At 70.9% G+C, this 12,951-nt stretch carries 11 protein-coding genes; 3 read left to right on the top strand and 8 right to left on the bottom strand.

The features are described 5' to 3' along the window. Positions 1-41: 41 nt before the first annotated feature. On the bottom strand, positions 42-1,466 hold the full coding sequence (locus OG251_RS30400; RefSeq protein ID WP_326680091.1) for a DUF4192 domain-containing protein: 1,425 nt from the start codon (positions 1,464-1,466) through the stop codon (positions 42-44). Between the two features lie 110 nt (positions 1,467-1,576). Here OG251_RS30400 and OG251_RS30395 point away from each other — a divergent pair, with 110 nt between their 5' ends. Next, positions 1,577-3,748, top strand: a complete 2,172-nt coding sequence (locus OG251_RS30395) for a RecQ family ATP-dependent DNA helicase (protein ID WP_326680090.1) — start codon at positions 1,577-1,579, stop codon at positions 3,746-3,748. 216 nt (positions 3,749-3,964) lie between these two features. Continuing rightward, a complete protein-coding gene (locus tag OG251_RS30390; RefSeq protein ID WP_326680089.1) occupies positions 3,965-4,606 on the top strand; it encodes a hypothetical protein in 642 nt (213 codons plus the stop codon). Between the two features lie 63 nt (positions 4,607-4,669). On the opposite strand, the gene OG251_RS30385 is transcribed toward OG251_RS30390, so the two are convergent. The 6 genes from OG251_RS30385 to OG251_RS30360 form a co-directional block, all read right to left on the bottom strand. Further along, positions 4,670-5,323 carry a hypothetical protein gene (locus OG251_RS30385; RefSeq protein WP_326680088.1) on the bottom strand — a complete coding sequence of 218 codons (654 nt, stop codon included), beginning with the start codon at positions 5,321-5,323 and terminating at the stop codon, positions 4,670-4,672. Between the two features lie 38 nt (positions 5,324-5,361). Continuing rightward, positions 5,362-6,072: a ribonuclease HII gene (locus tag OG251_RS30380; RefSeq protein ID WP_326680087.1), complete on the bottom strand. Its 711-nt coding sequence runs from the start codon at positions 6,070-6,072 to the stop codon at positions 5,362-5,364. 170 nt (positions 6,073-6,242) lie between these two features. Further along, positions 6,243-8,030: a DUF4153 domain-containing protein gene (locus OG251_RS30375; protein ID WP_326680086.1), complete on the bottom strand. Its 1,788-nt coding sequence runs from the start codon at positions 8,028-8,030 to the stop codon at positions 6,243-6,245. A 216-nt stretch (positions 8,031-8,246) separates the two neighbouring features. Then, positions 8,247-9,155 (bottom strand): ADP-ribosylglycohydrolase family protein, encoded by a 909-nt coding sequence (locus tag OG251_RS30370; RefSeq protein WP_326680085.1) that lies wholly within the window; start codon positions 9,153-9,155, stop codon positions 8,247-8,249. A gap of 12 nt (positions 9,156-9,167) precedes the next feature. Beyond that, positions 9,168-9,827 carry a histidine phosphatase family protein gene (locus OG251_RS30365; protein ID WP_326680084.1) on the bottom strand — a complete coding sequence of 220 codons (660 nt, stop codon included), beginning with the start codon at positions 9,825-9,827 and terminating at the stop codon, positions 9,168-9,170. Positions 9,828-9,852: 25 nt separating this feature from the next. Further along, positions 9,853-11,463 carry an ABC-F family ATP-binding cassette domain-containing protein gene (locus tag OG251_RS30360; protein WP_326680083.1) on the bottom strand — a complete coding sequence of 537 codons (1,611 nt, stop codon included), beginning with the start codon at positions 11,461-11,463 and terminating at the stop codon, positions 9,853-9,855. Positions 11,464-11,549: 86 nt separating this feature from the next. On the opposite strand from OG251_RS30360, the gene OG251_RS30355 reads away from it, so the two are divergent. Further along, positions 11,550-12,248 (top strand): TetR/AcrR family transcriptional regulator, encoded by a 699-nt coding sequence (locus OG251_RS30355; RefSeq protein ID WP_326680082.1) that lies wholly within the window; start codon positions 11,550-11,552, stop codon positions 12,246-12,248. Here the strand turns inward: OG251_RS30355 and OG251_RS30350 are convergent, their stop codons facing one another. Beyond that, positions 12,249-12,854, bottom strand: a complete 606-nt coding sequence (locus OG251_RS30350; RefSeq protein ID WP_326680081.1) for a YdbC family protein — start codon at positions 12,852-12,854, stop codon at positions 12,249-12,251. Positions 12,855-12,951: the final 97 nt, after the last annotated feature.

Genomic DNA, 12,951 nt, shown 5'->3' with positions numbered 1-12,951 from the left:
GCACCCCTGTGAAAAGCCCCGGCGCCGACGAGACCGCGCCGTCATCGGCCGCTCCTGGTCCCCCGCTGGCCGTGCCGCCCGACGTCCCGCGTCCTGCGCCGGGCCACGGACGTACCCGGACGGACGGAACCGGGCGTCGCCCTCCCGCCCTTCGCGTCCGGCGGTGTCCGACGCGCCGGGCGGGGCCGGGGCCTGTGCTCCGCACGAAGCCGCGAGCGTCCCTCACGGCGGACGCCGCGGGTGCCCCCTCCCCACACGCCACTGTTCCGGATTCCGTCGCCCGGGACGCCACTGTCCTTGGTGCCACCGTTCAGGACACCGCCGTCCTCGACGCCTTCGGCACCTTCGCCGACTTCACCGCGCAGACAACGGCGCAGCGTCTCCGGGTCCAGTCCTTCGTTGCACGCCTGGTGCAGCAGTTGAGCGAAGGTGTAGTCGGGGTCGGCGCGCAGGGCCAGGCCCAGAGCGACTCGCGCGCCCGGCTCGTCACCGGTCGACCAGGAGACCCAGCCCGCCAGGGTGAGCGGGGCGGCGGAATGTTCCACATAGGGTCCGACGCACCGGCGGGCGAGCGCTCGCCACAGCCTCAACGCGGAATCCGCTTCGGCGCCCTCCATCCACTCTGCGGCCTTGTCCCGCGTCTCCCGGTCCTGAAGCCCGAGGATCACGGCCGCGGCCTCGTCATGGCTGATCAGGTGGTCATCACTCCGGTCAGTGACCGATGGCACCGCCGAGGGCGCCTGCCGGAGACGAGCCATGAGCACCCGGGCGAGATCAAGCGTCTCCTTCGCCACTTCGCCCCGCCCCTCGCTGTCCAGAATCCTGGACACGAGCGTGGCCCCGGCCGTGTCCAGCGCATGGCACTGTGCCGGTACCGCCGTGCTCTGCCACGGTGCGAGCCGCTCCTCCATGTCCCGCAGGGACCCCCTCACCTGAATTCCGGCGTACGTGGCCGCGGCGGCCATGACCGTGGTGCCGGGCAGCGCGAGGGGGTTTCCCTCCGTCGGACAGCAGCGGCCGTCGGGGCAGCAGTAGGACCAGTAACGGCCGTCGGAGATGCAGAGCGCTTCCAGAACGGGTACGTCGAGTGCGCCGCAAGCCGTGCGCAGACGCTGGGCCAGAGGTTTCAGACGCTCCATGGTCTGGCCGGCGCTCTCACCCCCGACCGGATCCTGGCAGAGGAAGATGACGATGGCGTCGGGTCGGGAACCTCGTCGCTCGCTGCCCGAGATCAGACATTCCGCGAGCTGATCCGCGACGGGCCCCCATTCCTTCGGCGACTGCGGAATACCGAGCCTGAGCCGGCCGCCGAAACGGCCCCGGCCGCCGTGCAGGGCCACCATGACCACGCTGTCGCTCGGGTGGAAGCCCATGAGGTAAGGAAGTGCGTCGGCGAGCTCGGCGGGACCGCGCAGGGTGATCTGCTGCTCGTCGGCCGGACCGGTGGATTCGTGGTGCTTGTTCATGGCATGACCGTCCCGCGATCAGCCGATTTCCGCGACCCCTGTGGATAACGTTATCCACAGGGCTGCGTCGTCGTTCGCGGTTTGTCGTAGCCATCGGGTTGCATGGGGGCATGACCAACGCAGACCGTGCAGAGCTCAGGGCTTCGGCCGATTCCGTACTCGCCCGCCTCGTCGGGGATCCCACCGGTACGGCCAGACTGCGCGAGGACCAGTGGCTGGCCATCGAGGCGCTCGTCGCCGAAAAACGCAGAGCGCTGGTGGTGCAACGCACCGGTTGGGGCAAGTCCGCTGTGTACTTCGTCGCGACCTCGCTGTTGCGCGCGCAGGGCAGCGGCCCGACCGTCATCGTCTCGCCGCTGCTGGCGCTGATGCGTAACCAGGTCGCGGCCGCGGCCCGGGCCGGGATCAGCGCCCGGACGATCAACTCGTCCAACCCGGAGGAGTGGGACACCGTCCAGGCCGAGGTGGCCGCGGGCGAGGTGGATGTGCTGCTGGTCAGCCCCGAGCGGCTCAACAACCCCGACTTCCGGGACCAGGTCCTGCCCAGACTCGCCGCAGCGACGGGGCTCCTGGTGGTCGACGAGGCCCACTGCATCTCGGACTGGGGACACGACTTCCGGCCGGACTACCGACGGCTGCGGACGATGCTCGCCGGCCTCCCGGCCGGTGTCCCCGTGCTGGCCACGACCGCTACCGCCAACGCACGCGTGACCGCGGATGTCGCGGAGCAGCTGGGTACGGGCGCCGACACGGACGCGCTGGTTCTGCGTGGTCCCCTGGACCGGGAGAGCCTGAGCCTCAGCGTGCTGCAGCTGCCCAACGCCGCACATCGGCTGGCCTGGCTGGGTGACCACCTCGGCGAGCTTCCGGGCTCGGGAATCATCTACACGCTGACGGTCGCGGCCGCCGAGGAGATCACGGCATACCTGCGCCAGTGCGGCCATACGGTCGCTTCCTACACGGGGCGGACCGAGAACGCCGACCGCCAGCAGGCCGAGGACGATCTGCTGGCCAACCGGGTCAAGGCCCTGGTCGCCACCTCCGCGCTCGGCATGGGATTCGACAAGCCCGACCTGGGCTTCGTCGTGCACCTGGGCTCCCCCTCCTCCCCCATCGCCTACTACCAGCAGGTCGGACGTGCGGGACGTGGCGTCGAGCACGCGGAGGTGCTGCTGCTTCCCGGCAAGGAGGACGAGGCGATCTGGCAGTACTTCGCCTCGGTCGCCTTCCCGCCCGAGGAGCAGGTGCGGCGCACGCTCGATGTGCTGGGCCGGGCGGACCGGCCGGTGTCGCTGCCCGCGCTGGAACCGATGGTCGACCTGCGCCGCACCCGGCTGGAAACCATGCTCAAGGTGCTGGACGTCGACGGTGCGGTCAAGCGGGTGAAGGGCGGCTGGACCTCCACAGGAGAGCCGTGGATCTACGACTCCGAGCGCTACGCCTGGGTCGCCCGGCAGCGGGCCGCCGAGCAGCAGGCCATGCGTGACTACGCCTCGACGACCGGGTGCCGCATGGAGTTCCTCCGCCGCCAGCTGGACGACGAGGAAGCCACGGCCTGCGGGCGCTGCGACAACTGCGCGGGCGCACGGTTCGACGACAAGGTCTCCACCGCCGCCCTCGACGGCGCCCGGGGCGAGCTCGGCCGCCCGGGCGTCGAGGTCGAACCCCGGAAGATGTGGCCCACCGGCCTGGCCTCCGTGGGCGTCGACCTCAAGGGCCGCATCCCCGCGGGTGAACTGTCCTTCACCGGCCGGGCGCTCGGCCGTCTCTCCGACATCGGCTGGGGCAACCGGCTGCGCCCCATGCTCGCGGCACAGGCACCCGACTCCGTGGTCCCGGACGATGTCGCCAGTGCCGTCGTCACCGTGCTGGCCGACTGGGCCAGGGGACCCGGTGGCTGGGCCTCCGGGGCACCCGACGCCCTCCCGAGGCCGGTCGGCGTGGTGACCGTCGCCTCGCGCCGCAGGCCGCAGCTCGTCCAGTCGCTCGGCAGCCGTATCGCGGAGGTCGGCCGAATGCCCCTGCTCGGAACCGTCGCGTACGCACCGGAGGCCGAGGACGTACGGATCTCGCAGACCAACAGCGCACAGCGGGTGCGGGCACTGCACGAAGCACTCGTCGTCGAGCCCGAGCTGGCCGCGGCGCTGTCATCCGCGGGAGGACCCGTCCTTCTCGTGGACGATCTTTCCGACACGGGCTGGACGCTCGCCGTCGCGGCACGCCTGCTCCGACGGGCGGGGGCGGAAGGGGTGTTTCCGCTGGTCCTCGCAGTTCAGGCGTGACAGGTGGCGTCATCCGGGCCTGGCCTGGGCAGGGATATCAGTGTCATTCCGGCTGATTCCCGTCAGCCTTGGCAATTGCTCGTTGCCGCCTGCGGATACGCCAGGAAGAATTGGAGTCGCTCCCCGCACGGTCCTTTCGCGGCCCGGAAGGGCTGTGCCGCGGCGCGCCCTCACCCGACCCTGCCCGCATCGTGGGCGCGTAGCGAAGGGAGGACCGTGACCTTCGGATTCGCTCCGTCCGCAGCCACTTCGATGTCGGCGTCTTCGGTTTCGGCAGACTCCGACAACCGCCTTGCCCGGATACTCGAACCGGCCGAATGGGCCTCGGCGGGCATACCGCTGCTGCGCAACCCCCGCGAGGTCGTGAGTGGCCTGCACGCCAGGCACGCCCCGACGCCTACCACCGCTGTCCTCGCGGTGCTCGACCACGAGGAGCGGCTCACGGCCAGCGCCTCATTCGTCCGCCGAACGGCTGTGGCCGCGGACGGCTGGGACTTCCGCAACGCGCTGCTGGCCCATCTCCGCCGTGTCATCCCGCACGACCTGCGCCGCCGTACCCCCGTACGTACCGCGGTGCTGCTCTACTGCCGTGAGGGCGACGAGCGCTGGACCGAGGAGGACGGTGCGTGGATGTGGGGTCTTCGGGACGCCTGCACGCTGCACGGCCTGCGATGCGGTGCGTACATCACGCTGACCAGCGGCGGATGGCAGGTGCTCGGCGAAGGCCGCGGCGGGCGCCGGCCCAGCTCTCTGTCACGGCCGGCAGCTCTCGCCGACATCGCTGTCGATCACCGTCAGGCCCCGCTGCGTACCGGCGGCGGAGCGGCGGAGGCGCAACGGCACACGGCTGCCCGCTGAACCGGAACTCCGGTTCGCCCGCCTGCGCCTTTCGGGCAGCCGGGCGAACCTCAGGTGGACGTCTCAGACGCCCGCGCCGAGCGCGGAGTTGATCGTCTGCGGGTCTCCGCAGACGATCAGCAGTGTGTCCGCACGTTCCCGCGCCACGGGAAGCGCGCGGGCGACGACGTCATCGACGTCTCCGTTGACCGCGACGACGACCACCGGACGGGACGTGGCACGGTCGGCCGCCGAGGCGGCCGCGAAGAAGACGTCGTCGCCGGCGTCGTGCTGGGCCCAGTAGGCGGCCTCTCCGAAGGAGAGTTCATGTGCTGCCCACGGGTGCTGCTCGCCGGTGGTGAGCACCAGGATGTCACCCGGTGCCCGTCCGGATTCGAGCAGCAGATCAACGGCCTCTTCGGCCGCGTCGAGTGCGCCGCCGACCGGGGCCGGGATCAGCTGGAGCTGCGGCGCGGAACGATTCTCCTGATGCGCCGACACGGCCTGGGCGGCGGCGGGAGCGGGTACGGGCTGCGGGCGCTGCGCGGGAGGCGCGGGCCGCGCGGGGCCGGGGCCCGGACGTCCGGGACGCGGTGTGGCCGCGGAACGCGGACCTGGTACGGGACGGGGGGTCGGCGCGGTGCGGCCGGCGGCCGGAGTTGCGCGGGGACCCTGGGCGCTCTCGTGAATCTGAGGCTCCTCGGGGATGAGAGGCGTGAAAGGTGGTCTGTCGGACACCGACGCAGTCGGCGTCAGGGGTGGGCGCGTGTGCGCGATCAGAAATCGAAGCCGAGCTGGCCCCCGCTTTCCAGTGCAGCCGCCTCGGCGGAAAAACGGACCTTCTTCAGGTGCTGCCACCTGGGCAACGCGTCCAGGTACGCCCAGGAGAGGCGGTGCTGGGGCGTGGGCCCCCGCTCCTCCAGTGCGGCCCTGTGTACGGGAGAGGGATATCCCGCGTTGGCGTCGAAGGCGAAGTCTGTGTACTCCTCGGATCCCGCGCCCAGTTCGGCCATCATCCTGTCGCGGTGGACCTTGGCGATCACCGATGCCGCCGCGACCGCGATGCAGGACTGATCGCCCTTGATCACGGTGCGGACCTTCCAGGGCTGCCCCAGGTAGTCGTGCTTGCCGTCGAGGATGACGGCGTCGGGACGTACCGGGAGCCCTTCGAGGGCCCGCACCGCGGCGAGCCGCAGTGCGGCGGTCATTCCGAGATCGTCGATCTCCTGCGGTGACGCATGACCGAGTCCGTAGGCCGTGACCCAGCTCTTGAGCAGCGGGGCCAGTTCGGCGCGACGCCTGGGAGTGAGCAACTTGGAGTCGGTGAGCCCTTCGGGCGGTTTCCGAAGGCCGGTGACCGCCGCGCAAACGGTGACGGGACCGGCCCACGCTCCGCGTCCGACCTCGTCGACACCGGCGACGGTTCTGGCACCGGTGGTAGCGCGCAGCGAGCGCTCGACGGTGTGCGTGGGTGGTTCGTACGGCATGGCGCCAGCCAGCGTACGCCGACAGCAACAGCAGCAACACCCCGGGGCGCCCTGCTCGCCGCGAATCCGCTCGCGGCATCGCTGGGAGCAGGGCGAACCGGCCTCCACCGATGGCCTACGCGCGGGGAGCGACCGGGAGCGGAGCAACGAAATCGATGAGGTCGGAGAGATCAGTACGGGTCGTAGGAGTCGTCCTCACGGTTGGCGTCGCGCTCGCTGCCGCTGCCCCGGTCGAAGCAGCCCCGGCCGTCGACGACCGCCGGCCGTTTCTCCAGAATGCCCCTGGCCCGCGCTTCGCCCCAGCTCGTGGCGTACCAAGGCGGGTCCGAGCCGTCCAAGGTGCTCTGAATCTCCTGGAGCGCACAGGAACGCAGCGGTTCGGGAAGGGTGTTGAGCGCCGGTACGGCATCGGCCGAGAGGCCCCTGAGGTAGGCGATGTCGATCGGCTTGTCCTGGCGATGGCGCTGGACGTTCTGCTCCGCGATCACCGCGTCCGGCGAGAGCAGCCCGAAGGCGAGCACACCCACCGCGGCACTGACCGCGACGGCCCGCGGCAGGATCCTGGCCCCGAACACGCCCGCACCCAGAATCAGGACCATCACCACGCCGAGCCAGAGTTCCACGGCGGCGACGGATATCCGGAGCCTGGTCAGGCCGTACTCGTCGACGTACAGGTCCATGCGGCGCAGCGCGGACGCCACGACGACAAGGGTGAGTACACAGAGGGTGCCGAGCACGCTGCGGACGAGGGTGCGGTCCCGTTTGCCGCCGCGCGGCGCCCAGCGCAGAGCCAGGGCGATCACCAGGAGGGTGAGCAGTGTGGCCCAGAGCAGCTGCCAGAACCCTTGGCGCGCGTACTCGGAGCGGGTCGGGCCGGTCTCCGTCAGCACCTTGCCGTAGCCACCGAACAGGACGGTGAGCTGAAGGGCGATGAAGGCGGCGAACAGCAGATTGAGCACGATGAGCGGCAGCGCCCACTCGACCCTTCCGCGGGGCTTTCCCGGGCGGACGGTGAGCCCGTCCCAGCGCACGGGGGCGGCCGCCGTGTACGCGGCGGCCAGGGCACCGGCTAGGCCCAGCAGGAACAGGAAGAACCGCCAGGGGCCCTCGCCGACGGACGCGTCGGGGGTGAGGTTGCCGAGGAGGTCGGCGAAAGCGGCGTCGGCACTGGCGAAGAGGGCGCCGAACACGATCAGGAGCACGGCAGCCACCGCGGTGGTGCGTAGCGCCGCGCCCCAGCGGCCGCGATGCCCGTCGGCCCGGTCGCGCAGGCCGCGCCACCCCCACTGGAGCCCGGGGACGATCGAATCGAACAACCCCACTGAGCCGGCCAGCACGCCCAGCCAGCTGCGGCTGCCGTGCAGGGCGAGCGAACCCAGTGCGATGGCCGAGACCACGGCGAAGAAGGTCGGCCAGCCCGCGTCCCGGAGTGCCGGGACGGAGAGGAGTGCGAGTCCACCGACCGCCCAGGTCAGGGTCCAGGGACGGGGGCGACGGCCCACCGCCTGTGCGGCGAAGAAGGCCGCCAGCGCCGCCGGGAGGGCCACGATCAGGAGATTCGGCCCGACACCGTCGCCCAGGAGCAGTGAACTGAGCAGTGCGGTGGCCAGAACCGCCCAGAGCGTGGCGGCCCGGACGGGGGCCGGTGCGGTGGGGCGCAGCAGGGACAGCGGTCGCGGCGTTTTCGGACCGGGCTGCCACGGGTTGCCCTGATGCGGCCCGGCTCGCCGTCGCTGCTGCCGCGCCTGCGGGTCGGCGGGCGCGGGCAGCGGCCCCGCGCCCCCGGCGACCAGCACTTCGGGCTTCACCGCGGCGGGGGCCTCGGACAGCACGGAGGCCGTATCCCGCGCGGCCGCCCCCTCTCCCTCGGCCCGCGGGAACGTTTCCGGTGCGCTCGATGCCTGGGACGCGTCGGACGCGTTCGGCGGATTCGATGCCTCGGACGGTTGATCGGACATGGGCCCCCTCCCCCACCGGGGGCCGGTCGCGCGGCCAGTGGGCGGCGCGCCTGCCCCGGTGTCTCATTCGGCGCACGCCCGTCAAGATCGACGAGGGGCGGCGTGGCCGAAAGAGTAGCTGCGGCCCCCTGTGCCCAGACGGTCAGGACGATGCTGTGGCAGGACCGTGACAGTCGGCGCGGTGGGGCGGGTCGCACCGCGCCGACGGGTGTGTCATCAGCTGTGTGCCGGGGCGGCCCAATGCGGAAGGTCTTCCGTCTGCGCCAGCCAACCGGCCGGTGGCGTACCGCCGTTGCCCGCCGAGACGACTCCGCAGGCGATGGCGCACGTCGTGTCGACGTCACCGCCCGCTTGGGCCGTCTCCCAGAACGCCTGCTCGAAGTCCCCGAGATTGCGCGCCGCCGACCAGAGCGCGAACGGCACGGTGTCGTGCGCACTTGTGCGGCGTCCGTTGCCCAGGACCGCGGCGACCGTGCCGGCGTCCTGGTAGTCGAGCATGTCGCGCGCCCGGCGCAGGCCAGCACCGACAGCACTGCGCGGGACGAGCGCGACGACACCGTCGAGCAGATCCCCCGGGGTCGGGGCGCCTCCCGGGGTGGCGGCCAGCGAGGCGGCCGCGGCCACGGCCATCGCTCCCACGACAGCCTCGCGGTGCTGGTGCGTGGTGTACGAGGAGATCTCGGCCTGGTGCGTGGCCTGCTCCGGGTCGCCCGCGTACCAGGCTCCGAGCGGCGCGATGCGCATCGCCGAGCCATTGCCCCAGGACCCCTGGCCCTGGAACAGCGCGGACGCCAGCGCTCGCCAGTCGCCGCCCTCCCGCACCAGCCTGAGCAGTCGGTTCACCGCCGGTCCGTAGCCCCGGTCGAAATCGTGGTGCTCGGCGAAGGAGTGCGCGAGGGCGTCCTGATCGATGCGGTCGTGCGCCGCGAGAACGGCCACGACCGAGCAGGCCATTTCGGTGTCGTCGGTCCACTGCCACGGGCCGGGCGGCAGGGAGCGTTGTTTCAGCAGTGGGTAGTTGGCCGGGACGAAGAACTGGGAGCCCAGGGCGTCTCCCACGGACAGCCCACGCAGGCTGGCCAGGGCGCGTTCGAAGCGCCGGTCGGAAGCAGAATCAGCGGTCATCGCTCTGCCACTCTATCCGGTGATGCCGTACGGCTCGGGGGTGCGCCAGCGCACAAATGGCCGGTCAAGCGTGTAGCGGCCGTCCTCACCGAGCAGCAGCGTCCGCGTCTCGGCATTCCCGGGGTTGGACAGTGACTCGAACTCCGCCACCGACCAGTGGAACCAGCGCATACAGAAGAGCCTCATGGTCAGCCCGTGGGTGACCAGCAGGACATTCTCCGGATGACCGGGGTCCTCGAAACTGCGGTACAGGCTCTCCAGGAAAGCCCCGACCCGGTCGTACACATCGGCACCGGACTCACCCTGGGCGAAGCGGTAGAAGAAGTGGCCGTAGGCGTCCCGGTACGCCTTCTGCAGCCGCACGTCCTCCCGGTCCTGCCAGTTCCCCCAGTCCTGTTCGCGCAGCCGCGGCTCCTCCCGGACCCGCACCCGGTCGAGATCCAGGCCGAACGACCTGAACGTCTCGTGCGTCCGGCGGTAGGGCGATACATAGACGCTCACCCGCTCCCCCTCGAACAGATCACGCAGCCGGACCCCCGTCTCCCTGGCCTGTCGCAGCCCCGCGGCGGTGAGCCTCAGCGCATGGTCGGGCTCCCGCTCGTACACCGTGTCATCGGCATTGCCCTCGGACTCGCCGTGCCGGACGAGGACAATGCGCTGCGGTCGTGCCATGCGTCGAGACTAGATCGAGTCCGGCTCAATCGAGCAGTTGTCCGGACTCCATCCGGCGTATGTGACCAACGAAACGACGGCGCAGCATTCGGTCGTGAGAAACCACCACCATCGCGCCGGACCAGTCCGACAGAGCCCTCTCCAGCTCCTGAACCAGTCCGAGGGCCAAGTGGTTCGCCGGTTCGTCGAGGAGCAGCAGGTCGGCGGGGCGGGCCAGCAGTCGGGCGAGGGCCAGCCGCCGGAGCTGTCCCGCCGAGAGGGAACCGACCGGCACATGGAGGTCCCGGCGGCGGAACAGACCGTACGACAGGAGCAGTTCGGCCCGTTCGTCCTCGGCCAGTGGGAGACCCCTGCCGAACGCCATCAGCACCCGCTCCGCAGGGCGTCGCACCGGGATCTCCTGCGGGAGATACCCGATGCCGCACGGACGGACGGCGGAGCCCGCGTCCGGATCCAGGACCCCCGCCATGACGCGCAGCAGAGTGGACTTGCCCGCACCGTTCCCGCCGTGGATCAGGAGCTTCTCCCCTGCGGACACGGTGAGCTCGTCCACGGCGAGCCGGTCCCCGACACGGACACCCCTCAGGGACACCAGCTCTCCCGTCACCGCACCGGCCTCCGGGAGTGCGGCGAAGCGCAGCGGCTCCGGCGGTCTGGCCACGGGCTCTTCCTGGAGGCGGCGCAGCCTCTCCTGAGCATGGCGGATCCGTCCGGAGACCGATGACTGGACCCGTCCGGCGGCCCGGTCGTACGCCATTTTGTTGTTGTCCTTGATGGCACGCCCGGCCGCGACGCCATGGGCGGTCGTCCGCGCGTACTCCTCAAGGCGAGCCGTCTCCTCGCACCAGCGCGCGTACGCCTGCTCCCAGCGACGACGTGCCGCTTCCTGCTCGTCCCGGAAGCCCGCGTAGCCGCCGCCGTAGCGCACGACGGTTCTGCGGTCGGCGTCGACCTCCAGCACCGCGGTGGCGACCCGTTCCAGAAAGAGCCGATCGTGCGAGACCGCGACGACGGTGCCGGGATGCACGAGCAGCGCTGATTCCAGCCACTCCAGGGCACCCTCGTCCAGGTGGTTCGTGGGCTCGTCCAGCAGCAGTACCTCCGGGGCCGCCGCGACCAGACACGCGATACCCAGCCGTGCCTGTTCGCCACCGGAGAGACTGCCGAGGATCCGTTCGCGGCCGATGTGGGTGAGGCCGACTCCATGTATCGCCTTGTCGATCCGGGCATCCGCCTCGTATCCACCGCGAAGTTCGTAGGCGGTGAGCAGGTCGCCGTAGGCCGCGAGGTCCTCTTCACCCGCCGAGCCGAGGTCCGCCTCGGCTGCGCGCAGACGCCGCTCCATCCCGCGCAGCTCCGCCAGGGCCGCGTCGACCGCGTCCCCGACCGTGCGATCGGGCGGCAACTGGGGGGTCTGGGCGAGCAGCCCCGCACCGCCCTCGGACAGGGTGATCACTTCTCCGGCATCGGTCTGTTCGAGCCCGGCGAGCAGGCGCAGCAGCGTGCTCTTTCCCGCACCGTTCTCGCCGACGACGCCGATCCGCTCACCGGGGCGAACCGTGAGCGAGACGTCTTCGAGCAGAAGCCGGTCACCGCGGGACACCGTCACATCGCGGAGAGAGATCTGCGTGGGCAAGGGCGCCTCCATGAAATAAATGCAACCGTTGTCGCATTAGGAGGATTGTGGCACACTGAAGCGCACTAATGCAACGGGAGTAGCAATTGAGTGACGAGAAGGCCGCCCCGAGGGCGGTCGATTCAGACCCCGCGCCCGGCAGCCGGCGCCCCGGTGGGCGCACCGCCCGCACCCGAGCCGCCGTTCGCGACGCGGTACTCACGGGCCTGGCCGAGCAGGGCTTCCCCGGACTCTCCGTCGAATACGTCGCCGAGCACTCGGGCGTGCACAAGACGACCTTGTACCGCCGCTGGGGAAACGTCGAAGGACTGGTCGTCGACGCCCTCGAACTGGCAGGCGAGGACAGCTGGACGCCGCCCGACACGGGCAGCCTGCGGGGGGATCTGCGCGCACTCCTGCGCGAGACCGCCGACTCCTTCCGCGACCCCGCCCAGGCCGCCGCACCGACCGCGTTCATCGCCGCCGCGTTCCAGTCGCCGCGGGCGGCAAACGCGCTGCGCGCCTTCTACTCCGAGCGGTTCGGGCGCTGCGAAGAAGTGGTCCTGCGCGCCGTCGAGCGCGACGAGATTCCTCACGGCACGGATGCGGGCGCGCTCATACGGGCGGCGTCCGCGCCGCTGTTCCTGCGGTTGTTCATCACCCGCGAGCCGGTCGACGAGGGCCTCGCGGACCAGGCGGCGGACGCCGCCCTGGCGGCTGCCCTGGCCGGGGTGTTCACGGGGCCGACGCGGCCGACGCCCACCACTGACGGCACGGCCACCGGAACTCCCGCCCCAAACGGCTGATCACACCGTCCAGGACGGTTCGAGCTCCACCACGTCCCCGGTCAGCGCGGCGACATCCGTCTCGGTCTGCGCCCGCACGGAGAGCCTTTCGGCGCTCGCCGCCCGGTACTTGCCGCGCTCGGCGCTCGACTGCCACATCGACAGCACCAGGAACTCGTGCCCCGGAGCTTCTCCGAACACGCCACGCAACATCCCGGGCGACCCGGCCATCGCCGGATTCCACACCCTCTCCTGCATGAGGGCGAAGTGCTCGACACGGTCCTCGTGCACCTGACTGTGGGCCACTCTGACGACGTCCGCGTCCGCGAAGTGCGGCTCAAAGCCGGTCTTCACATCGAGCCGGTGCTCGAAGAGCTTCACCTGCATATCCCGGTACATACCGGACTGCGCGGCGGCCAGTCGGTCGTGCCCACGAGCCATGAAGGAGTCGTAGAAGACACGGTTCTCCCAGAACGCGAACACATGGGCGACCTCGGGGCGTCCTCGGCTCCACCCGCCGCTCTGTCCCCTGAATCCCGGCTCACCGAGCAGCCCCGCCCACTTTCGCTGCCCCCGCTCGAAGCCATGACGGTCGACCACGGTGCAGCGAATCCACTTGACCAGCACCGCGCCATCGTACGGGGCCGAACGTGTCGTGGGTCACCAGCGGGGAAACGCTTGCCCGAATCGACGTGTCCGACAGCCTCGCCGCGGCCGGCGGCCA

The sequence above is a fragment of the Streptomyces sp. NBC_01237 genome, assembly GCF_035917275.1.
GTDB lineage: Bacteria > Actinomycetota > Actinomycetes > Streptomycetales > Streptomycetaceae > Streptomyces.
The sequence above is the reverse complement of the archived record's forward strand: the minus strand, read 5'-3'. Positions and strand labels throughout refer to the sequence as shown.